Here is a 21,758-nt window from a genome sequence, read left to right as displayed (position 1 = left end):
GTGCCATCATCATGCTGAAACCCCTGCTACAAGGTATCGCCTTCATGGCCGCAGCGTCGAGCGTTCAAGCCGCCCCCATCGACCTGATCATCGACACAGACCCCGGTGCGGACGATGTGGTGGCGCTGTTCCTGGCCATGGCGTCGCCGGATGAACTCAAGGTCCGCGCCATCACCACGGTGGCGGGCAACGTGCGGCTGGAGAAAACCTCGCGCAATGCCCGGCTGGCCCGTGAGTGGGCGGGCCGCGAGGATATCCCGGTGTATGCCGGTGCTGGCCGGCCCCTGGTGCGCGCGCCCATCTACGCTGCCGAAGTGCACGGGGAGGAGGGCATCACCGGCGTGCAGGTGCACGAGCCGGCCAAGCCCCTGGCGGCGGGCAACGCGGTGCAGTACCTGGTAGATACCCTGGGCGCTGCCAAGCCCCACAGCATCACGGTGGCGATGCTCGGCCCGCAGACCAACCTGGCACTGGCGCTGATCCAGCGGCCAGAGATTGCCCAGGGCATCAAGGAGGTGGTGGTGATGGGCGGTGCTCATTTCAACGGCGGTAACATCACGCCGGTTGCCGAATTCAACTTGTACGCAGACCCCCATGCCGCTCAAGTGGTGCTGGCCAGCGGCGTGCAGCTGACGTACCTGCCGCTGGATGTGACCCACAAGCTATTGACCAGCGAAGCGCGCCTCAAGCAACTGGCGGCCGTGAACACCCAGGCCAGCAAGCGCGTAGTAGACATACTCAATGCCTACATTACCCATGACATGCAGCTGTATGGCATGCCGGGCGGCCCGGTGCATGATGCCAGCGTGATCGCCTACCTGCTGAAGCCACAGATGTTCAGCGGCCGGCGCATTCACATGAGTGTCGACAGCCGCGAAGGGCCCACCTTCGGCCAGACGGTTGCCGACTGGTACGGCGTGCTCAAGCAACCTGCCAATGTGATGTGGGTGGAAGAGGGTGACGCCCAGGGCCTGTTCGACCTGCTGGCCGAGCGCCTGGCACGCCTCAACTAGCGGGGCGGGGCGCGTAGCGTTCGACCACCTGGTCGATGAAGCTGCGCGCCGCTTCGCCGCCGCGGTCACGCACCAGCAGGTCGACGGCGATCAGCAGCAGTTCTTCCGGGGTGCCGGGGCTGTACGCGCTCTGGCCCTCCGCCCATTTGACCTTGATGTCGGCATCGATGCTGTGGCTGCTCATGGAAGGCTCTCGCTTGCGGCCTGGACGAAAAAACGAACACCCTACCCTGGTATTCGCAGGAGGCACTATGCCTTCACTTCTTAAAGTAAATCATGACTTTGCAGGGCAAACCAAGGGGCCTTTGGTTGTAGCGGTAAAATTCGGTCACGATTATGCCGCGCCTGGCTCGGGGCGTTCAGGCAGACTTGGGCGGTTTTGCAACGAATTCCTGGTGCGATGGTCGGATCAGGCAGTTCCCATTCGATCTAGGAGGCTTCATGTTCCGTACCCGTGCTTTGTTGGCAACCCTGGCGGTGGCTGGTGTGCTGGCGGGTTGCAGCACTGGCGGTGATGCTGGTGGCACCCAGGCGCCGGCGGCAGCGGCTGGCAACGACGGCCGCTGCGAGGCCAGCGGTGCCGATTTTGCCGTTGGCAAGCAAGGCAGCCCCGAGCTGCTGGAGCAAGCGCGCAAGGCCAGTGGCTCGCAAATGGCCCGTATCCTGAAACCGCATGACGTGGTTACGCTGGAATACCGCTCCGAGCGCTTGAACCTGAACGTGGACGAGCAGGGCCGTGTTACCCGCGTGAACTGCGGTTAACCCTTAACACCTGGCTGCCTGGCTCTCAAGGCAGCCAGCAGCAGGCCAAAAAAAACCCGCCACAAGGGCGGGTTTTTTTACAGCTATCCGAATTACTCCGGACGAACCTGTGCAGCCTGCATGCCCTTCTGGCCGCGCTCGGCGACGAAGGAAACAGTCTGGCCTTCTTTCAGGCTCTTGAAGCCGTCAGATTCGATGGCCTTGAAGTGAACGAACAGGTCGTCGCCGCCGCCTGCTGGGGTGATGAAGCCGAAGCCTTTCTCATCATTGAACCATTTGACGGTGCCGGTTTGGCGATTGGACATGGGTGAATCTCCAGAACATTTAGTATTTTCGGTGGTGCAATGCGGCCGAGGCTACGGAGCACGATGTACATCATAGTCTAATTCTGCGCATCTAGCGCCTTTTACCTGAGCCGGATGTTGATCCAGCGCAATCAACGGGTCGATTACCGCTGTGCGCGCTACTGGTTTTGCTTCGCGCAGGCGGCAAACACGCCGTCGGCGCGTGTCTTCAGTTTCGCATCAACCCCATTCTTGCTGTCGAGCGCTTCAAGTTCAGCCTTGGTGAAATTTTTCTCCAAGCCATTGGCAGTGCACGAGCAGTGGCTTTTCGCCTTGGCTGCATCAGTGCCTTGCGCCGTGGCCTGCTGAACGCAGCTTTTCATGAATTCGCTGTTTTCACCGACCGACGTAGCGGCCTGTGCTGCCATAGGCAGCAAAAGAGCTCCTGATACCACCAAGGCCAGCAGAGACTGTAGTCGCATATCCAAACACTCCTTCAATTACGGTCCGATCTTGAATGGGATAATTCCCAAGGTCTGATAGGAAACTAGCTGCGTTAGTTCAGCCTTGCCGTCTAATTTTCAAATATTTCCGCCTGGCGCAAGACGTGCGTGCTAGCATGCTCGGCTTGCAGCTAACAGCATGCAGCCTGTAGCTGTTTTTTCCAGTCATCTGGTTCGTCCCTCGCAAGCCGAAAGGCTTCTGCCACTGTGAGGCAGGCTTCCCGTCAACGGAAGGCAGGTCGGATCTTGTACTGGCTCATCCCAACCCACGTGACCTTTGGTAGGGGTCACCACTAGGAGAGGAGGCGCCATGCCCACCATTACTCTTCCCGATGGCAGTCAACGTTCGTTCGATCATGCCGTGTCCGTAGCTGAAGTTGCCGCTTCCATCGGCGCCGGCCTGGCCAAGGCCACCGTGGCCGGCAAGGTCGACGGCAAGCTGGTCGATGCCTGCGACCTCATTCAGAACGATGCCAAGCTGCAGATCATCACCCCTAAAGATGAAGAGGGACTGGAGATCATCCGTCACTCGTGCGCCCACCTGGTCGGCCACGCAGTGAAACAGCTGTACCCGACCGCCAAGATGGTGATCGGCCCGGTGATCGACGAAGGCTTCTATTACGACATCGCCTTCGAGCGCCCCTTTACCCCTGATGACTTGGCCGCCATCGAAAAGCGCATGCAGCAGCTGATCGAGAAGGACTACGACGTCATCAAGAAGATGACCCCGCGTGCCGAAGTCATCGAGGTGTTCACCGCCCGTGGCGAAGACTACAAGCTGCGCCTGGTCGAAGACATGCCAGATGAGCAGGCCATGGGCCTGTACTATCACGAAGAATACGTCGACATGTGCCGTGGCCCGCACGTGCCGAACACGCGCTTCCTCAAGGCGTTCAAGCTGACCAAGCTGTCCGGTGCCTACTGGCGTGGCGATGCCAAGAACGAGCAGCTGCAACGTGTGTACGGCACCGCCTGGGCTGACAAGAAGCAGCTGGCGGCCTACATCCAGCGCATCGAAGAAGCCGAAAAACGCGACCACCGCAAGATCGGCAAGCAGCTCGACCTGTTCCACCTGCAGGAAGAAGCCCCGGGCATGGTGTTCTGGCACGCCAACGGCTGGACCGTGTACCAGGTGCTGGAACAGTACATGCGCGCCGTGCAGCGCGAAAACGGCTACCAGGAAATCAAGACCCCGCAAGTGGTCGACCGTATTCTGTGGGAACGCTCGGGCCACTGGTCCAACTACGCCGAGAACATGTTCACCACCTCGTCGGAAAGCCGCGACTACGCGGTAAAACCGATGAACTGCCCGTGCCACGTGCAGGTGTTCAACCAGGGCCTGAAAAGCTACCGCGACCTGCCGCTGCGCCTGGCCGAGTTCGGTGCCTGCCACCGTAACGAGCCCTCCGGTGCCTTGCACGGCATCATGCGCGTACGTGGCTTTGTGCAGGACGACGCGCACATCTTCTGCACCGAAGAACAGGTGAAGAAAGAAGCCGCCGACTTCATCAAGCTGACCCTGGACGTGTACAAGGACTTCGGCTTCACCGACGTCGCCATGAAACTGTCCACCCGCCCGGCCAAACGTGTGGGCTCCGAAGAGCTGTGGGACCGTGCCGAAGGTGCACTGGCCGACGCCCTGAACGAATCGGGCCTTGAGTGGGAATACCAGCCGGGCGAGGGCGCCTTCTACGGGCCCAAGATCGAGTTCACCCTGCGCGACTGCCTGGGCCGTAACTGGCAGTGTGGTACCCTGCAGTACGACCCGAACCTGCCCGAGCGCCTGGACGCCAGCTACATTGCCGAAGACAACGCCCGCAAGCGCCCGGTGATGCTGCACCGCGCCATCCTCGGTTCGTTCGAGCGCTTCATCGGCATGCTCATCGAGCACTACGCGGGCGTGTTCCCGGCGTGGCTGGCACCTACCCAGGCCGTGATCATGAACATCACCGACAAACAGGCCGATTTCGCCCTTGAAGTGGAGAAATCTCTGAACGGTAGCGGTTTCCGTGCCAAGTCGGACTTGAGAAATGAGAAGATCGGCTTTAAAATCCGCGAGCATACTTTGCTCAAGGTCCCGTACCTTTTGGTTATAGGGGACCGCGAAGTCGAAACGCAAACCGTAGCCGTGCGTACTCGTGAAGGCGCAGACCTGGGCTCCATGCCCGTCGCGCAATTCGCTGAGCTTCTGACACAAGCGGTTTCCCGGCGTGGTCGCCAAGAATCGGAGTAATGACTATTAAGCGTGAAATGAGAAACGATAAGCGTGCTGTACCGAAGGCCCCGATCAACGAGAATATCTCGGCCCGCGAGGTTCGGTTAATTGGCGCAGACGGCGAGCAGGTTGGCATCGTCTCGATTGATGAAGCGCTGCGTATCGCTGATGAAGCGAAGCTGGACCTGGTAGAAATCTCTGCAGACGCGGTACCGCCTGTCTGCAAGGTCATGGACTACGGCAAGCACCTCTTCGAAAAGAAGAAGCAGGCCAACGAAGCCAAGAAAAACCAGAAGCAAATCCAGATCAAAGAAATCAAGTTTCGTCCAGGGACGGAGGATGGGGATTACCAGGTAAAACTACGCAACCTGGTACGTTTCCTTACCGATGGGGACAAGGCCAAGATCTCTCTGAGATTCCGTGGTCGTGAGATGGCCCACCAGGAGCTGGGCATGGAGCTGTTGAAGCGGGTTGAAGCTGACCTGCTTGAATACGGCACCGTTGAGCAGCATCCGAAGATGGAAGGACGCCAGCTTATGATGGTCATCGCCCCCAAGAAAAAGAAGTAATCTCCCGGGCACGGCAGGCCTGATGATTATGTGTAATTTTATCGAATGCGGAGTTCCAACATGCCAAAAATGAAAACCAAGAGCGGTGCTGCGAAGCGCTTCCTGAAGACAGCTTCGGGCTTCAAGCACAAGCACGCTTTCAAGAGCCACATCCTGACCAAAATGTCGACCAAGCGTAAGCGTCAACTGCGCGGTGCCAGCTTGCTGCACCCGTCTGACGTGGCAAAAGTCGAGCGCATGCTGCGCGTTCGTTAATTCTGGTTAAGATAGAGGAAGTTACTCATGGCTCGTGTTAAGCGTGGCGTCATCGCTCGTAAGCGTCACAAGAAAATTCTGAAACTGGCTAAAGGTTACTACGGTGCACGCTCGCGCGTATTCCGCGTAGCCAAGCAAGCGGTCATCAAGGCAGGCCAATACGCCTACCGCGACCGTCGCCAGAAGAAGCGTCAGTTCCGCGCACTGTGGATCGCTCGTATCAACGCCGGTGCCCGCACCAACGGTCTGTCCTACAGCCGTCTGATTGCTGGCCTGAAAAAGGCTTCGATCGAAATCGACCGTAAGGTTCTGGCCGATCTGGCAGTGAACGAAAAAGCGGCGTTTGCTGCGATTGTCGAGAAAGCTAAAGCCGTTCTGGCTTAAGTACCCGCGACAATCACCCGGCGGCGCCAGCGTCGCCGGGCATTGAACGTCATCGATAGGGGAAGAGCCTTCAAAGCTCTTCCCCTATTTTCGTATCTGGAGTCTGTACATGGAAAACCTGGATGCGCTGGTCTCCCAAGCCCTGGAGGCCGTGGAGCGCGCTGAAGACATCAATGCCCTGGAACAGATCCGGGTCAATTACCTCGGCAAGAAAGGCGAGCTGACCCAGGTGATGAAGACCCTGGGCAACCTGCCAGCCGAAGAGCGCCCCAAAGTAGGTGCGCTGATCAACGACGCCAAAGAGCGCGTCACCGTGGTGCTCAACGCACGCAAGGCCGCCTTTGAAGAGGCCGAGCTCAGCGCGCGCCTGGCTGCCGAGTGCATTGATGTGACCCTGCCAGGCCGTGGCCAGGCTACCGGTGGCCTGCACCCCATCACCCGTACACTCGAGCGCATCGAGCAGTTCTTCACCCACATTGGCTACGGCATTGCCGAAGGCCCCGAGGTAGAAGACGACTACCACAACTTCGAAGCGCTCAACATCCCCGGCCACCACCCCGCGCGGGCGATGCACGACACCTTCTACTTCAACGCCAACATGCTGCTGCGCACCCACACCTCACCGGTACAGGTACGCACCATGGAGTCCACCCAGCCGCCGATTCGCATCGTCTGCCCGGGCCGCGTATACCGCTGCGACTCCGATATCACCCACTCGCCGATGTTCCACCAGGTTGAAGGCCTGCTGATCGACCGCGGCATCAACTTCGCCGACCTCAAGGGCACCATCGAAGAGTTCCTGCGGGTGTTCTTCGAAAAAGAACTGGCCGTGCGCTTCCGCCCGTCGTTCTTCCCCTTCACCGAGCCGTCTGCCGAAGTGGACATCCAGTGCGTGATGTGTTCCGGCAAAGGCTGCCGCGTGTGCAAGCAAACCGGCTGGCTGGAAGTGATGGGCTGCGGCATGGTGCACCCGAACGTGCTGCGCATGTCTGGCATCGACCCAGAAGAGTTCCAGGGCTTCGCCTTCGGCATGGGCGCCGAGCGCCTGGCCATGTTGCGGTATGGCGTCAACGATTTACGTCTGTTCTTCGATAACGACCTGCGGTTCCTTGCCCAATTCCGCTAGGCCCATCGACGCACATTTTAGGAGAACAGCATGAAATTCAGTGAACAGTGGCTGCGCGGTTGGGTAAACCCGCAAGTCTCCCGTGATGAACTGGTTGCCCGCCTGTCCATGGCTGGCCTTGAAGTCGACAGCGTAACCCCCGCTGCCGGCCAGTTCACCGGCATTGTGGTAGGCGAAATCCTATCCACCGAACAACACCCGGACGCCGACAAGCTGCGCGTGTGCCAGGTGAGCAACGGCCAAGGCACCTTCCAGGTGGTGTGCGGCGCCCCCAACGCCCGCCCAGGCATCAAGATCCCGTTCGCCATGATCGGTGCCGAGCTGCCAGGCGACTTCAAGATCAAGAAGGCCAAGCTGCGCGGCGTGGAGTCGTTCGGCATGCTCTGCTCGGCCGCCGAGCTGCAGATCAGCGAAGAAAACGACGGCCTGCTGGAACTGGCAGCCGACGCCCCGGTAGGCGACGACATCCGCCAGTACCTGAGCCTGGACGACACCAGCATCGAGATCGGCCTCACCCCCAACCGTGGTGACTGCCTGTCCATCGCTGGCCTGGCTCGCGACGTCAGCGCCCTGTACGACGTGCCCGTCACCCGCCCACTGGTGCCTGCCGTGGTGGCCGCCCACGACGAAGTGCGCCCGGTCGACGTCAGCGCACCAGCTGCCTGCCCGCGTTACCTGGGCCGCGTCATCCGCAACGTTGACCTCAGCAAACCCACCCCACTGTGGATGGTCGAGCGCCTGCGCCGCAGCGACGTGCGCAGCATCGACGCTGCCGTCGACATCACCAACTACGTGATGCTCGAACTCGGCCAGCCGATGCACGCCTTCGACCTGGCGGAAATCAACGGCGGCATCCGCGTACGCATGGCCGAAGAGGGCGAGAAGCTGGTGCTGCTCGACGGCCAGGAAGTCGCCCTGCGCGCCGACACCCTGGTGATTGCCGACCACACCCGCGCCCTGGCCATTGCCGGCGTGATGGGTGGCGAGCACAGCGGCGTAAACACCGAAAAAACCCGCGACCTGTTCCTGGAAAGCGCCTTCTTCGAGCCGATTTCCGTGGCCGGTAAAGCCCGTTCCTACGGCCTGCACACCGATGCCTCGCACCGCTACGAGCGCGGCGTAGACTCGCACCTGGCCCGCGAAGCCATGGAGCGCGCCACCGCCCTGTTGCTGGAGATTGTGGGCGGCGAAGCCGGCCCCATCGTCGAAGCCGTCAGCGAGCAGCACCTGCCCAACGTGGCCCCGGTTACCCTGCGCGCCGACCGCATCGCCCAGATGCTCGGCATGGACATGGACCCAGCCCAGGTCGAGCAGCTGCTCACCAACCTCGGCCTGGGCATCCAGGCCGACGGGGCAGGGCAGTGGACTGTCACCGTGCCAAGCCACCGCTTCGACATCAGCCTGGAAGTCGACCTGATCGAAGAGCTGGCCCGCCTGTACGGCTACAACAACCTGCCCGTACGCTACCCACAGGCCCGCCTGGCCCCGCAAGCCCGCCCGGAAACCCGTGGCGAGCTGCCCACTCTGCGCCGCCTGATGGTCGCCCGCGGTTACCAGGAAGCCATCACCTACAGCTTCATCGACCCGAAACTGTTCGAGCTGTTCAGCCCCGGCGTGCAGCCGCTGCTGCTGGCCAACCCCATCTCCAACGACATGGCCGCCATGCGCGCCTCGTTGTGGCCGGGCCTGGTGAAGGCACTGCAGCACAACCTGAACCGCCAGCAAGACCGCGTGCGCCTGTTCGAAAGCGGCCTGCGCTTCGTCGGCCAGCTGGGTGACCTGCAGCAAGAACCGATGATCGCTGGCGTAGTCACTGGCAGCCGCCTGCCCGAAGGCTGGGCCAACGGCCGCGACACTATCGACTTCTTCGACGTGAAGGCCGACGTGGAAGCCCTGCTGGGCTACTCCGGTGCCCTCAGCGACTTCACCTTCGCCGCCGGCAAACACCCCGCCCTGCACCCAGGCCAAACCGCGGAAATTCAGCGCGACGGCAAGCTGGTTGGTTACCTTGGCGCCATCCACCCAGAGCTCGCCAAAGCCCTGGACCTGGACCGCCCGGTGTTCGTGTTCGAGCTGGTGCTGGCCCAGGTAGTGGAAGGCCGCCTGCCCAAATTCAGCGAACTGTCCAAGTTCCCGGAAACCCGTCGTGACCTGGCGTTAATCGCAGGACGTGATGTAGCTTCTCAGGACGTGCTTGACGTAATTCGTGACAATGCAGGCGAATGGCTCACAGACCTCAGGCTGTTTGATGTGTACCAGGGTAAAGGCATTGATCCTGATAGAAAAAGCCTGGCCGTCGGCTTGACCTGGCAGCATCCATCGCGCACTCTTAACGACGATGAGGTGAACACTACCCTGCAGAACATCCTCACCTCGCTAGAACAAAGGTTGAACACCACGTTAAGGAAATAACGGCATGGGTGCTCTGACGAAAGCTGAGATGGCCGAAAGGCTGTACGAGGAGCTGGGGCTTAACAAGCGTGAGGCCAAGGAGCTGGTCGAGCTGTTTTTCGAAGAAATTCGGCACGCACTTGAAGAGAACGAGCAGGTGAAGCTATCGGGTTTCGGTAACTTCGACCTTCGCGACAAACGCCAGCGGCCGGGCCGCAACCCCAAAACCGGGGAAGAAATCCCGATCACCGCACGGCGCGTCGTCACCTTTCGTCCAGGGCAGAAGTTGAAGGCCCGGGTTGAGGCCTATGCTGGAACCAAGCCATAACGACGAACTGCCCCCCATCCCGGGCAAACGGTACTTCACCATTGGTGAAGTGAGCGAGCTTTGCGCCGTTAAGCCGCACGTGCTGCGGTATTGGGAGCAGGAGTTCGACCAACTCAACCCTGTGAAGCGGCGGGGCAACCGGCGGTATTACCAGCGCCAAGACGTGCTGATGATCCGCCAGATCCGCGCCCTGCTGTACGACCAGGGCTTCACCATTGGCGGGGCGCGGTTGCGGCTTTCCAGTGATGAGGTGAAGGATGAGTCAAGCCAGTACAAGCAGCTGATTCGGCAGATGATTGTTGAGTTGGAGGATGTGTTGGTGGTGTTGAAGAAGTGACCTTGAGTGATGATTGATGGATTTTTTTGAAAAAAAGCTTCCATTAATCAAAAGGTTAGGGTATCTTCTTCATCGTTCTCAGCGGTAAGGGGAACATGCTTCAAAGCCCAGTCGGGGCGTAGCGCAGCCCGGTAGCGCACTTGCATGGGGTGCAAGGGGTCGAGTGTTCGAATCACTCCGTCCCGACCAAAAAACTCCAAAGAATCCAGCCACTTAGCGGTGGCTGGATTTTTTTATGCCTGTCCGTTTTTCCTTGGTTAGCAATTTTGCCCCACTTTTTGCCCCACCGAATTTCAACTGCCCTTAGTCAAGAATTCAGAAACGGCAGGGTATTGGGCATTTGCATCCGCTCACGCGAAACAGCGATTAGTCGAGCGGGAGGGGCAGTTGGAAGGTTCGAACCCCTACGCTTCCGCCACTATTTCTCATTAAAGCCCCGATTTTTCGGGGCTTTTTTTTGTGGGTGCGCCAGGCATGGCGCGTTGCGCGTCAGCGCAACCCGCTTGGCTGTGGTGGCCGAGCGGGTGACTTGGAGGTGAAAGTCCTCTACACACCCGGCAAGGGGAAGTGTTAGCCAGAGGCAAGGGTGTCGTGGGTGACTGCGAATCCGAAGGAAGCCCGAGGCAAAATGCTGGCCTGACGAACAGGAAGCGGATAGAGGCGACACAGCGGGGTAAGTCGGCCCATACCGTCAAAGCCCAATACTTGCACGGAACGCTGTGACGTAAATCCGACAGGCATAAGCAGGAAGGTCACGCGAATTACCCTGGGAGATCTGCCCGTTTGCCATTGTGCTACCGAGCGTCGAGAGGCGACGGGATGAGCGTGCAGAAGTCAGCCGAGGCCGTATAAGTGGCGGTTAACCGCGTCACCAAGGGCCGAACAGGTTATGCCGCCAGTAGGCGTCACTGTCTCGTTGGTAACCGTAATGCAGAAATTTCCCACAGCGGAAACCGTCACCCCGAGTCCCGACCAGAAGCCGAGGATGATGCATGACAGTGCAAAGGTATCGACGGCGCCAGTAGCGTGGACGAACGCGGAGCCGGACACGCTGATGGAGCGGGTGCTTGCGCCGGCCAACCTCAGGCGTGCGTATAAACGCGTGGTCAGCAACAAGGGAGCGCCGGGTGCCGATGGCATGACGGTCGCTGACTTGGCGGGCTACGTGAAACAGTATTGGCCAACCCTCAAGGCCAGGTTGCTGGCCGGTGAATACCATCCCCAGGCAGTGCGGGCGGTTGAAATTTCCAAGCCGCAGGGCGGCACACGGCAACTGGGAATCCCTAGCGTCGTGGATCGTCTGATTCAGCAAGCACTGCTGCAACAGCTCTCTCGATCAGGCCTGCCTCCTCCAGTGAACGCACTAGGGACTGGTGTCAGTGAGATACCGCAGCCTCCCAGCAAGCAGGTGTTGGATGGCGGCTTGAGGCCTTCTTCTTCGTTCAAACAGCGCAATGCTTGCGCGTAGTACCGGTGGCCAAAGGCGTCTAGGTTTTCGGTTTCAATGTGACGATCAAGCACGGCGGGAATCGAGCCGACGATCATCTATTATCACTATGGCAAATGGCCATTTTTCTGTTGAGCATTCTGGGCGCCGTTGCTCGAGGCCAGTGGGTATGGCGAAAGGTGGAAACTCGTGCGCGCCTGTCATTGCGGTATATCGTAATAAAATCCATTGGTTCGCCGATAGACAGTGTCGGAAGGGCGCTGTAATGTCGCAGTAGAAGTGGCGCAAGGCCACTATCCGACGTTTTCTAGAGGGAATTAGAGTGCGCGTTAAATCGATTAAGCTGACCAATTTCAAGAAATTCAAAGATGATCATCTTGAGTTCAACGATGACGTCAATATCTTTGTCGGCGATAACAATGCCGGTAAGAGTACGATTCTAGAAGCCTTGGAAATCGTTCTTAATAACAACTACCGTGGCCGCCCCTTCGGCGCTGAGTTCACGCCAGACATTTTTAATAAGGACGCTGTCCAGCAATTCTTGGATTCCGACAAATCGGCCAAACACCTGCCAAGTTTGGTGATCGAGGCGTTCATCGAGGGTGTGCCTGACTATCGGGGCGCGAACAACTTCTTGAAGGTGGATGCTCAGGGTGTCACGGTGCAAGCGTGCTTCGATGCCTCGCTGGAGGATGTTTATGCCGAGTACCTTAATACGAAACCGAACCTTACGAGCGTTCCGATCGAGTTCTACAAGCTGGAGTGGCTGGATTTCGGATGGAACCCCATCAAGGCTGTGGCCAAAAAATTCAGGGCGTTGTACATCGACCCGACCCGGATTCATCCCACTTTGGGGAAAAACCAGTACATCTCGACCATCTTGAACACCGCGTTGGACAAGGAGGAGCTGGTCAAACTGACCCTCAACTACCGCGAAAATCAGCAGGTGTTCAACGATTCGGGCGAAGTCAAAGCAGTCAATGCGGGCTTGGATGCAGATCACCTGATCACAGACAAAAAACTCTCCATCGCCGCGAGCACTTTGCCAGCTGGTTCGATCCAAACCGGCCTGCAGCTTGAAGTGGATGACGTGCCATTTCAGTTCATCGGGAAAGGTGAGCAGAGCAATGTGCAGATCAAGCTCGCGATTCAGAACAAGTCGAAGGACATCGACCTGGTGATGATGGAGGAGCCGGAAAACCACCTCTCGCACACCAATCTCAACAAGCTGGTGCACTACATCGAGAAGCAGCGGGGTGCCAAGCAGCTATTCCTCACTACGCACAGCTCGTACGTTCTTAACAAGCTGAGCATCGATAAAATCTGCCTCGTGCAGTCGGGCTACCAGCGTCTTCACAAGTTGGATCCCGATGTCGTCAAGACGCTCAAACGCTTGCCTGGCTATGACACGTTGCGTGTGGCTCTGTCGCGGAAGGTGATTCTGGTAGAAGGGCCATCCGACGAGTTGGTGCTGAAGAAGATTTACTACCGTAAGCATGACCGTCTGCCGGAGCAGGATGGCATCGATATTATCGTGGTGCGCGGGGTCGGGTTCGACACCTTCATCTCTGTTGGTAAAGAGATCGGCACACGTATCAATGTCCTCAGGGATAACGATGGCGACTACCAGAACAACGTGGTGAAGGCCCGCGACGATTATGCGGCCTTTGCAAACATCAAGCTCATCTCCTCGGACAACGATGAGGAGTTTTCGCTTGAGCCCGCCATGATTTACTCCAACGCCGTCGATCTGAAAACGCTGAACGCTTTTGCTAAGGAGGTATTGTCCAAGCAGACGTACAACCTTTACACGGAGGAGGCTGGCTTAAACAAACGACGTGAGTTTTTGATCGATTGGTTCCGAAGCGTGAAGGGCAATGGCAAGGGCGCCCGCAAGGTCGATTCGGCCATCAGACTGTTCGATGGAGGCCTAGAATTCAAGTATCCGGCATTCCTTGATGAGGTGTTCGACTTTGGCTAATGAATTCTGGATCGCCGGAGCCGGATCGGGCAAAACCCACAAAATCATAGAGGAAGCCATCGAGGTCATCGAAGCGGGTGGCCGCGTGTTGGTCGTCACCTACACGATGAGCAACCAGGCCGAGTTACGTTCTCGTTTCGTCGAGGTGTACGGCAGAAGCAGTGACGATTTTGTCGTCAAAGGTCTGTTCTCTTTTTACTTGGAAGACTTGGTGAGACCGTACCAAAACGCTGTGTTTCCTGAGCGTATTGCTACCACAATGTTCACGGAGCAGAACCCTCACCTGATACCTCGTACGAAGAGCTGGTATCCCAATAGAGGGGAAAAGACCGAGGGCGGTTTGAACCCACTCCATTATCTGACCTCCTGCAAGACAAAGGCCTATACCGGCTTGCTCGCGAAATTGGCGACGAGGGTCGCGGCTGCCTCGAAAAATGCTCCTGCTAAGCGGCTGAAGGAAATCTATCAGCGGGTCTTTTTCGATGAGGTACAGGATCTGGTGGGCTGGGATTACGACGTCATCAAGACGCTGAGTAAGGTCATGCCTGACTCGATATGCTGTGTCGGTGATTTTCGTCAAACCATTTACACGACTACGTTCGGCCACAAGGCGCCCGAAACGCCGCAGCAGAAGATCCAGTATTTTCAGGGTTTGAAGTTTGAACAGCGCTCGCTGCCGAAGAACCGTCGATGCATCCAGGACATCTGTGATCTGTCGGATACGATACACCCTGGCCTCTATGACAAAACCCAGTCAGAGGTGGTGGGCGTTCCTGATGAGGTGGCCCACCACTGCGGTGCCTTCGTCATCAGGCCATCGCAGGTGAGCGAGTATCTCGCCACGTTCAGGCCTCAAGTATTGCGATGGTCGTCGTCCATGGGCAAAGGCTACCTACCGGCTAGCCTCTTCTGTCACACCTTCGGCTCCAGCAAAGGTCTTGGGTTTGATCGCGTTATGATTATCTCACCGGACAAACATCTCAAGTATTTAGGCGGTGACCTCAGGGTTTTCGACAAGGACAAAACAGAGGAGTCTAGGAACAAGCTGTACGTGGCTATCACCCGCGCGAGGTACAGTCTCGCATTTGTGGTTGACGATGAGCATCTAGCAAATATTCAGTTGCCGCTATGGGACGGGACGGGGCAAGCCGTTGCCCAGCCTGTGTTTTAGCTATGGACGAAGAAGGGCCTCCCTCTGATGGCGGCCCTGCCGTGTCTTCATCGCTTCAGAGGGGGAAGATCGCGATCTCCAACGGACGGCGCCCCCTCCCTGGGTGAATACAGATAGTGGAAAGTTTCAATATAGCAGTAAGCGGGAAGCTGACGTCCCTCTCCATATAAGTGTGTGTTCAGATTACTCAATGATAAACGATTCTGGGCACTCCGAGGCAAGCTTCCGCCCCATAGGGCTGGCTTTGAAGGTCGCCAGCTCGCAAGCCATTCTCAGCATAGACTCAACTCGCTCAGCCCGCATTCCTTTGCTTCCCACGTGAGCCAAATGAAGGGCCAGCATTTCAGTAATGTCGTGGCCTCGGCTGAGTGCCCAGGGTTTTGTGTTGGCCGAGTTTATCTTCTCGGCCTCCTCCAATAATTCATCTACATAACGCCTGTTATTCGACCAGTAGGGCAACTGCGCTTCGAAAGCCTTCTGGTCGAAGACAAGATTCTGGGCGTCGAAAAAGGATTCTATCTCAAGACCATTTAGGATACTTGATGAAAGCCTCATCTGCTTGACAGTGACGATATCAGCTGCACGTAGAGATCCAAGGTAGCGAGACGCAAGCTCCAGTTTTCGCTTGATGTCCGGGGCGCATGCTCGATCAATCCCGTGGTTGATCAGGACTTTCTCCAAGGCACCATTGTTGATCAAGAACGCTTCAAGGTCGTTATACTCAACCACTGAATGGTTATGGCAGTATGCATTGTAGATAAAGCGTGGGTCGCTGATTAATTCGATGCCGGCGACAGTGTCGAAATCAACGTCCACAAAGAAGTATAGTCCAACATCGCTGTAGTTTGGGTGCTTGGATTCTTTATAGACTTTTTCGACAAGCTCTTTGCCGGCCATGCCATCAAACCGAATTTTTGCTCCTTCTTTGCACCACTGCTGAAGGAAGAATTTATCGGTCTTTCCCTCAACGACAATAGTCTGCTCTCCCTTGGATCTGTACATCATCCTGGCGGTGTTCAACAAGTTGGTTGGATTGCTCTGTGCAGTACGAAGTCGACTCATCAGGTTTCCCGTCCTTAGGAATGTTGGGTGTACAGATCAGCCAGCTCTACGGTGTCATCCCAACGATGGCCAATCACCATGGGTGAGTGGGTCGCGACGACTGTCGAGAACCCATTGATTTCACGGATGCTCTCCAGGATATCCAGGAATTTTTCCTGCCATTCGGGGTGAAATGAAATCTCGGGTTCGTCAATCATAACCAGTGAGCCGGGCTTTGTCTCGAATACCAACTTGCCCAGAATGACAAGTAGGTGCTGTTCGCCCGACGACAGGGCTGCCAGTGACAGCGGCTCTTTCTCCCCATCCTTGGCTCGGATAACGATACCGCCATCCGCTGATGGCCATGCAGTCGTGAAGGCAAACAGTGAGTTGATCGACTTGGTGAATACCTCAAGCTTGCTCGCGACCGCAGCAAGTTCCGAGAATTTATGGTGGATATCATCCAGGTAAGTCTTTAAAACGACCCTGGTGGCATGGTCGCTAATCTCCGTCTGGTTACTCAGGTGCGTTGTAGAGCTGTCTTTGGGGAGCAATCCCAGTCGTTTATACCGTGACTCATGGTTCTGTACTGCCGCGATCGACTGCTTGATGGATTCTTCTGAAGGGGCTTCTCCAGATTTGAGCGAGTCAATAATGCGGGCGGGGAAACTGGTTTCTTTTTCGCGACCAATCTTGAACTGATTCCGTATGGTGTCCTTGATCAGCTCGGCTATGTCGCGCGCAATCAGTGTTACCATCGACGACTGGGCAGAAGGCGCTTCACCTTCTTTCAGTCTGTTCGTTGGAATCGAGTAAATGGACAGTTGTGCGCGAAGATCCTCGACCCAGTCTATCGCGCGGAACCTGTGGCGAAGGTTGCTTTTGCCCCCGTACCTTGCCAAGACATCGAGTCGATCTAGAATCTCGCCAGATACATCGTGCTTCCAAGTCGTGTATCCGACTCGGGTCAAAAAGTCGAGTTCGCGTTCAATAAAGTAAATGCTTTCATCAATATTGTCCTCAAACGGGTCACCTAGCTTTGAAAAAAGCTTACCGCGTGAGAATGACACCAACTGCTTTTTTTTGTCATCCAGCGTCTTGTAGATGGTAAGAGGAGGGCCTTCAGAGAAGGTAAACTCCAGAATGGCGTAACTCTCGCGGATAAAGTAGTAATAGTCACCCGATGCGAAGTTCTGCAGGATTCTCAGAATGGTTGACTTACCGTATCCGTTTGGCGCAGTAATGATGGTATTGCCGCTTGGCGGATCGAGGTCGATCTCATAGTCAAATCGACCAAAGAGTTTTTCGGCTCTAAACTTTATAATGCGCATCAATAGTCCTTTTGAGCTGTACTTACAATCCTGCCGCACACACTTGCAGGTGTTGGCAAAAAGCCATGATGGGGTTGAGTATAACCTTTCCATTAGCGCTGGGAATACGGTCGCGCGCGGCGTCATGGCTGCAGGGAAGGTGCGGGTGGCGATTGACATCATCGTCAGTTTTGACGATGATCAGGCGATGAATTATCCAGGCGGAAAGGGCAAGTGCTACCAGCGCTTGATCAATCTGATGCCCGCGCATCAGGTCTACATCGAAACCCACCTTGGGGCGGGTGCCGTAATGCGGCACAAGAAGCCGGCAACTCGCAGCATCGGTATCGACATCGATCCTGCTGTGCACGCCCTGTGGCAGCAAAACGAGTTGCATGGGCAGTGCGAACTCGTGCACAAGGACGCCCGCGAATTCCTGCAGGCGCAAACCTTCACTGGGAACGAGTTGATCTACGCTGACCCTCCTTACCTGCCGGAAACCCGCAAAAGCAAGAAGGTCTATCGCTTTGAGTACGACCAGCAGGGCCATGTCGAACTGCTGGGCGCCCTCAAGGCCCTTCCGTGCATGGTGATGGTTTCGGGCTATCGGAGCGATCTGTACCTGGAGGCACTCGAGGGATGGCGGTTGGTGACCTTCGACGCCAAGACGCATGCAGGCTTGCGAGAAGAATGCGTCTGGATGAACTTTCCAGAACCTATGGCGCTTCATGATACCCGTTACCTGGGCCATACCTTTAGAGAGCGGCAAACCATCGCTCGTCGCCAGGCACGGCTGCGCGAGAAGATTGCTCTGATGCACCCGGTTGAACGCAACGATCTGGTTCAGTGGATGAACGACACTTACGGAGAGGGAGAGAGATAAGCATGCAGATGGGATGTGTTTTCTCAGATTCGATCGTGCACCGGCGGCAGTTTCCTGAGGCGGAATGCGAGGTGCTTCCCGGTGTGCAATGGGGAGCTATCGAAGCGTTCCCATCTCCGGCTTACTGGGCTTATCAAGCATGGGCGGATGAAATTCAGCCGCACCCGCTGAATTACAAGCTCGGCTCCACCCTTAGGGAAGAAGTGGGGGCCTGCCTACTCGGTGGCCACGGCATTCCGGCGAGCGTAGGCTTGGCAGCCTTCGCGCATCTCAAGGACAAGGGCGCATTTGAGAGTTACCTTCCTTCAGAGAGCGAGCTTCTGGAATGGTTGTCCGAGCCGCTGATTGTCGGCTCAAAGTCGGTGCATTATCGCTTCGCCAGGCAGAAATCCCGCTACCTCCACGCGGCCCTCATGGCCTTGCACGCCGAAGACATTCCACTGGAATCCGGGCAAGCGCTGCGTAACTGGCTGCTTGCGATTCCTGGCATCGGATTCAAGACCGCGTCATGGATCGCGCGGAACTGGCTGGATGCCGACGATGTGGCCATCCTGGATATCCACATCCTGAGGGCAGGCGCGCTAGCTGGTTTTTTCACCCCGGGCTTGACGGTCGAGCGGCATTACCTGCAGCTGGAGCAGGAGTTCCTGGCGTTCAGTCGGGCGCTGTCCGTCAGGGCTTCCGCCCTCGATGCATTGATGTGGTACCAGATGATGTCCGCATCGCATGTTGTCCATGATCTTTTGGGCAGAAGCAAGCTAAAGGCCGCCTGAGTCTTCCAGATCTGGGCTACCAATCAATGCCATGCCAACACCGGCCAGCCTTCCTGTCAGGCATAGCTCGCTTACCCATGGCTCGCCCGTGATGCCTAAGGGGCAGAAATGCATGCCTAGCGCCTCTGCTGCAATCGACAAGGTACCCAGCAAGGCTCCGGCATCACGCCAGATCAGGCTTGAAGCATGGTGATACTTGGCGAAGGTTTTGCCCGGCTCGGCAATCAAGACGATCCGGGTGGCGCAGGGTGACGCGATCACTTCGACGCTTTGACCCAGCAACGGCGCAAGAACACCTGAAGATCCTGGCACCTGCACAAGCGCATGCACACCTCCGTCGTATCGATACCACTCGGGGAAATCTGGCATTTTCAATAGCAGGTGGATGGGGTGGAGTGCGCCCGCAGAGGGGGTAGGGCGCTGCTCCAGGCGAGGCCCGTATCCAGATGGTTCAGTAGCCTGAATCCCTGCGGTGTGCCAGAGGAGCGACCCGAGTGCGTCAGTGTTCACCGGCCCGAAGGATCGCCTGCTTCGCCGACGAGCCAGCAGGTCGAACACTGACGCCTCGCCAGCCGCCGGAACACTGCCTTTGGCTGCTGCGAAAAACAGATGATTTCCCACCGGCCACACATAGGGCTCATAGAACTCAGGGATCGCCCGAGGTGAGGGATTAGGGGGCCGCGTCCAGGTCATGATCCAGTTCTTTCCAGACCTCAAAGTACTTGTTGCAGCCCCTGCAGTTTCCGCAGAGCACATTCGATTTGTGACAACTGTGCGCCCATGACAGGTAGTTCATCGGAACGCCGGCTGTTCGCACCAATTCGGAGGTGGTCAAGGTGATAGCGGGCGCTTCGACCCTCATGTTGCCTTCTTGCATGGCCATCAATTGGCTGATGGCGGCAACAAAGGCCGGCGTTCCATCCTGATGGGAGCCATCAGAGCTGACTGAGCCCAGGTACAAGACGTTGGCCCCGAGGCTGATCGCCTTCATTGCGGCCAGCGTGATCAGCATCTGATTCCTGTAGGGCCACCAGTCCGAAGCAGGCGCATGCGCATCAGCATTGGCGCCGGCCATATCCCCCGACCCAAGCGAACGGCAGTCAATTGAGACAACGTGGTGTTCGATGCCTAGATGCTTGCAGATCGTACGCGAAGCCCCGATCTCAGCTTCAGCGGCGAGTTGTCCGTAGTCAAGGGTGATGGCGAGTTCCGGGCGTTTCCACCAGGCCAGAGCCAGGGAGTCCATGCCTCCCGACAGCAACAGGGCACGCTTCATACCGCCACAGCCTCCCAAGAAGTCTTATAGATAGCGGTGACGAAATCATTGCTGATCACGCAATGCGTGCCCTCCATCATCTTTCTGTCCTCTTCGGACTCATTCTCCACATACATGATCACAGGCTTGTTGAGTGCCCGGGCGTACCCAATTTCAAAAATGGTGCCTGCATCCAAGCCGTCCCCGATCACAAACATCAATTCACATTCGTGAATGGCATCCACATCCTTCTGGACAACCTCGGCTGCTGGCCCGTGACCTACGTCATGGTAGGGGGAGAAGACCCCCAGTCCCATGCTCAGGAAGGCATTTCGAGCTTCCTCGACCAGCCACAGTTGGGCAAGGGTGAAGAAGGGCCCGGCCAAGTAGATCTTTGGCCGTTTCCCGTTTCGGTAAGCGTTGGAAATGATCAGTGGCGCCGGCTGGAAATCCTTAAGCCGCTTGGGCGTGCCAAAGCCCTGGTGTTGGCAGTAAAACGCGGTCGCGCGTGAAGCATTCAGCGCAGCATCGTGAGGGGGTAGGTGAAGCTCAAGCCAGTTGTAGGCGAAATGAGCAACGAAATTATCCCCTGAACCAATCTTGAACACCTTGGACGTGGCGTAGGCTGGAACGGTTGAAGACTGGCCACCGGTATACACAAGCGCGCCCAGTGGCCCTCTCTTGATGATGACGACCTCGGCTTTTTCCATTTCAGACAAGGCAGCGGCGAGCCTTTCGACATTCGGTTCACGGTTGCCGTACAACGCCTCCGCTTCGTTGTGATTGAGAATGAGGGCGAGGTGTTTGGCTTTGGATCCGTTAGCCGAGAAACGTTGTGGGCTCACCGGGCTTTGGGGGTCATAAACGGCGTACTCGGCATCTACTACTGCATCCCCTTCGATCATGCCAAAGCGCACTACCCAATCCGCTCTGACCTGCAAAGGTGGTTGATCAACAACGGGCTTGAATACAGATGGAGTGGACAGTCCGTGTGTGTAGGAGAAGCTGACTGATTGCCCGATGCTTTCAAGGTGTACATCGAAACCCTCAAGCGCAGCTCGTTGGCAAATCACACCTTCCGTGTGGGCATCTGCATAAGCGTGCAAGCTAACCTGCGCCCCCATTCGCGCGAGCGCGGTGGCAGCTCGTCCACCGGAACCATAGACCTCGACCCAGCGGGGCGACATGCAACGCTCTTGGTACACTCCACCTACTACAGTGATCATCTTGGGCTTCCTTGCCTTAGGCCGTGTAAGGGAAAATCCGAACTCGAATCTCTCCGCCGCTCTTTTCCATTACCTCGGCGAGATAAATTACCCCTTCGCTGAGACAGCGCTGGAGCAGCTGAATATCGGGTGAAGCAATCCCCCCGGCCAACCGGCCCCTCCACAGTACTTGCACGGTACTGAAGCTGCTCTGCGTGATGACTACCACTTCCAGGATATCGCCGATCTCAATTTCGTCGATCACATCTTCCTTGGGTGACGAGAGCTGGGTGAACAACTCTAGGGTTTCGCACGCGGGATTGGCGGCAGAAGACCTGCCGTAGAAACGGGTACTGGAGCCAGACATGAAACATTCCTTGTGACGTCGGTAAGCGGCGCGATGGGCCTTTACCTTGAGCAATCAATGCGGTGATGACACTTGGCTATCAATCTATCATGACGCCTTTGGGAATAGTACTTCTGCCTATTGGGAGTGGGCGAAGCCACTATTACTCGTGGCCTGCT

At 57.2% G+C, this 21,758-nt stretch carries 23 protein-coding genes, 1 tRNA gene and 1 pseudogene; 16 read left to right on the top strand and 9 right to left on the bottom strand.

Features of this window, described 5'->3' with window-relative positions; genetic code table 11:
• The first annotated feature begins 11 nt into the window (after nucleotides 1–11).
• The gene (locus IAE33_RS03865; protein ID WP_201162304.1) at nucleotides 12–1,013 is read left to right on the top strand and encodes a nucleoside hydrolase; all 1,002 of its coding nucleotides are present in this window, start codon (nucleotides 12–14) and stop codon (nucleotides 1,011–1,013) included.
• Here the strand turns inward: IAE33_RS03865 and IAE33_RS03860 are convergent.
• Entirely contained in the window at nucleotides 1,006–1,197 is a 192-nt protein-coding gene (locus IAE33_RS03860) for a hypothetical protein (protein ID WP_201162302.1), read from the bottom strand. The two genes, IAE33_RS03865 and IAE33_RS03860, sit on opposite strands and share 8 nt — an antisense overlap.
• A gap of 257 nt (nucleotides 1,198–1,454) precedes the next feature.
• Here IAE33_RS03860 and IAE33_RS03855 point away from each other — a divergent pair, with 257 nt between their 5' ends.
• On the top strand, nucleotides 1,455–1,775 hold the full coding sequence (locus IAE33_RS03855) for an I78 family peptidase inhibitor (RefSeq protein ID WP_201162300.1): 321 nt from the start codon (nucleotides 1,455–1,457) through the stop codon (nucleotides 1,773–1,775).
• A gap of 92 nt (nucleotides 1,776–1,867) precedes the next feature.
• Here IAE33_RS03855 and IAE33_RS03850 read toward each other — a convergent pair whose 3' ends face one another.
• Nucleotides 1,868–2,080, bottom strand: coding sequence for a cold-shock protein (locus IAE33_RS03850; RefSeq protein WP_028633362.1), 213 nt, complete (start codon nucleotides 2,078–2,080; stop codon nucleotides 1,868–1,870).
• Nucleotides 2,081–2,238: 158 nt separating this feature from the next.
• Nucleotides 2,239–2,541 carry a hypothetical protein gene (locus IAE33_RS03845; protein ID WP_201162298.1) on the bottom strand — a complete coding sequence of 101 codons (303 nt, stop codon included), beginning with the start codon at nucleotides 2,539–2,541 and terminating at the stop codon, nucleotides 2,239–2,241.
• 331 nt (nucleotides 2,542–2,872) lie between these two features.
• Between IAE33_RS03845 and thrS the strand changes: the two genes are divergently transcribed.
• From thrS to IAE33_RS03785, 12 genes and pseudogenes are all read left to right on the top strand, one after another.
• Nucleotides 2,873–4,795, top strand: coding sequence for a threonine--tRNA ligase (gene thrS, locus IAE33_RS03840; RefSeq protein WP_201162296.1), 1,923 nt, complete (start codon nucleotides 2,873–2,875; stop codon nucleotides 4,793–4,795).
• Nucleotides 4,795–5,346 (top strand): translation initiation factor IF-3, encoded by a 552-nt coding sequence (infC, locus tag IAE33_RS03835; protein ID WP_016499016.1) that lies wholly within the window; start codon nucleotides 4,795–4,797, stop codon nucleotides 5,344–5,346. The genes thrS and infC overlap by 1 nt, the downstream gene beginning before the upstream one ends.
• Before the next feature lie 60 nt (nucleotides 5,347–5,406).
• Entirely contained in the window at nucleotides 5,407–5,601 is a 195-nt protein-coding gene (gene rpmI / locus IAE33_RS03830; protein WP_003250667.1) for a 50S ribosomal protein L35, read from the top strand.
• 27 nt (nucleotides 5,602–5,628) lie between these two features.
• Nucleotides 5,629–5,985: a 50S ribosomal protein L20 gene (rplT, locus tag IAE33_RS03825; RefSeq protein ID WP_003250671.1), complete on the top strand. Its 357-nt coding sequence runs from the start codon at nucleotides 5,629–5,631 to the stop codon at nucleotides 5,983–5,985.
• A gap of 109 nt (nucleotides 5,986–6,094) precedes the next feature.
• Entirely contained in the window at nucleotides 6,095–7,111 is a 1,017-nt protein-coding gene (gene pheS / locus IAE33_RS03820) for a phenylalanine--tRNA ligase subunit alpha (RefSeq protein WP_028633359.1), read from the top strand.
• A gap of 30 nt (nucleotides 7,112–7,141) precedes the next feature.
• Nucleotides 7,142–9,523 carry a phenylalanine--tRNA ligase subunit beta gene (gene pheT / locus IAE33_RS03815; RefSeq protein WP_201162294.1) on the top strand — a complete coding sequence of 794 codons (2,382 nt, stop codon included), beginning with the start codon at nucleotides 7,142–7,144 and terminating at the stop codon, nucleotides 9,521–9,523.
• A 4-nt stretch (nucleotides 9,524–9,527) separates the two neighbouring features.
• Nucleotides 9,528–9,830, top strand: a complete 303-nt coding sequence (gene ihfA / locus IAE33_RS03810) for an integration host factor subunit alpha (protein ID WP_003250679.1) — start codon at nucleotides 9,528–9,530, stop codon at nucleotides 9,828–9,830.
• Nucleotides 9,811–10,167, top strand: a complete 357-nt coding sequence (locus IAE33_RS03805; protein ID WP_014591553.1) for a MerR family transcriptional regulator — start codon at nucleotides 9,811–9,813, stop codon at nucleotides 10,165–10,167. Before ihfA ends, IAE33_RS03805 begins: the two co-directional genes overlap by 20 nt.
• Nucleotides 10,168–10,279: 112 nt before the next feature.
• Nucleotides 10,280–10,356, top strand: a tRNA-Pro gene (locus IAE33_RS03800).
• Between the two features lie 700 nt (nucleotides 10,357–11,056).
• Nucleotides 11,057–11,500: pseudogene (locus IAE33_RS03795) on the top strand (group II intron reverse transcriptase/maturase); the annotation flags it as partial.
• Nucleotides 11,501–11,936: 436 nt separating this feature from the next.
• Nucleotides 11,937–13,595 carry an ATP-dependent nuclease gene (locus IAE33_RS03790; RefSeq protein WP_201162293.1) on the top strand — a complete coding sequence of 553 codons (1,659 nt, stop codon included), beginning with the start codon at nucleotides 11,937–11,939 and terminating at the stop codon, nucleotides 13,593–13,595.
• Complete coding sequence (locus IAE33_RS03785; protein ID WP_201162291.1) at nucleotides 13,588–14,766, top strand: UvrD-helicase domain-containing protein; 1,179 nt, start codon at nucleotides 13,588–13,590, stop codon at nucleotides 14,764–14,766. Before IAE33_RS03790 ends, IAE33_RS03785 begins: the two co-directional genes overlap by 8 nt.
• A gap of 183 nt (nucleotides 14,767–14,949) precedes the next feature.
• Here IAE33_RS03785 and IAE33_RS03780 read toward each other — a convergent pair whose 3' ends face one another.
• Nucleotides 14,950–15,828 carry a DUF4435 domain-containing protein gene (locus IAE33_RS03780; RefSeq protein WP_201162289.1) on the bottom strand — a complete coding sequence of 293 codons (879 nt, stop codon included), beginning with the start codon at nucleotides 15,826–15,828 and terminating at the stop codon, nucleotides 14,950–14,952.
• A 14-nt stretch (nucleotides 15,829–15,842) separates the two neighbouring features.
• The gene (locus IAE33_RS03775; protein WP_201162287.1) at nucleotides 15,843–17,138 is read right to left on the bottom strand and encodes an AAA family ATPase; all 1,296 of its coding nucleotides are present in this window, start codon (nucleotides 17,136–17,138) and stop codon (nucleotides 15,843–15,845) included.
• On the opposite strand from IAE33_RS03775, the gene IAE33_RS03770 reads away from it, so the two are divergent.
• Together IAE33_RS03770 and IAE33_RS03765 are read left to right on the top strand one after the other, a co-directional pair.
• Nucleotides 17,131–18,000: a DNA adenine methylase gene (locus tag IAE33_RS03770; protein ID WP_236406057.1), complete on the top strand. Its 870-nt coding sequence runs from the start codon at nucleotides 17,131–17,133 to the stop codon at nucleotides 17,998–18,000. The two genes, IAE33_RS03775 and IAE33_RS03770, sit on opposite strands and share 8 nt — an antisense overlap.
• Nucleotides 18,001–18,002: 2 nt before the next feature.
• Nucleotides 18,003–18,773 carry an 8-oxoguanine DNA glycosylase gene (locus tag IAE33_RS03765; protein WP_201162286.1) on the top strand — a complete coding sequence of 257 codons (771 nt, stop codon included), beginning with the start codon at nucleotides 18,003–18,005 and terminating at the stop codon, nucleotides 18,771–18,773.
• On the opposite strand, the gene IAE33_RS03760 is transcribed toward IAE33_RS03765, so the two are convergent.
• From IAE33_RS03760 to IAE33_RS03745, 4 genes are read right to left on the bottom strand one after another with little or no spacing between them, the layout of a single operon-like run.
• Nucleotides 18,759–19,466, bottom strand: a complete 708-nt coding sequence (locus IAE33_RS03760) for a hypothetical protein (RefSeq protein WP_201162284.1) — start codon at nucleotides 19,464–19,466, stop codon at nucleotides 18,759–18,761. The two genes, IAE33_RS03765 and IAE33_RS03760, sit on opposite strands and share 15 nt — an antisense overlap.
• A complete protein-coding gene (locus tag IAE33_RS03755) occupies nucleotides 19,444–20,049 on the bottom strand; it encodes a 7-cyano-7-deazaguanine synthase (RefSeq protein ID WP_201162283.1) in 606 nt (201 codons plus the stop codon). Before IAE33_RS03755 ends, IAE33_RS03760 begins: the two co-directional genes overlap by 23 nt.
• Nucleotides 20,046–21,254, bottom strand: coding sequence for a PfkB family carbohydrate kinase (locus IAE33_RS03750; protein ID WP_201162281.1), 1,209 nt, complete (start codon nucleotides 21,252–21,254; stop codon nucleotides 20,046–20,048). Before IAE33_RS03750 ends, IAE33_RS03755 begins: the two co-directional genes overlap by 4 nt.
• Before the next feature lie 16 nt (nucleotides 21,255–21,270).
• A complete protein-coding gene (locus IAE33_RS03745) occupies nucleotides 21,271–21,600 on the bottom strand; it encodes a hypothetical protein (protein ID WP_201162279.1) in 330 nt (109 codons plus the stop codon).
• Between the last annotated feature and the right edge of the window lie 158 nt (nucleotides 21,601–21,758).

The organism is Pseudomonas sp. S60, assembly GCF_016647865.1.
Lineage (GTDB): Bacteria > Pseudomonadota > Gammaproteobacteria > Pseudomonadales > Pseudomonadaceae > Aquipseudomonas > Aquipseudomonas parafulva.
Note: the sequence above shows the minus strand (reverse complement) of the source record. Positions and strands in the feature narration are given on the sequence as shown.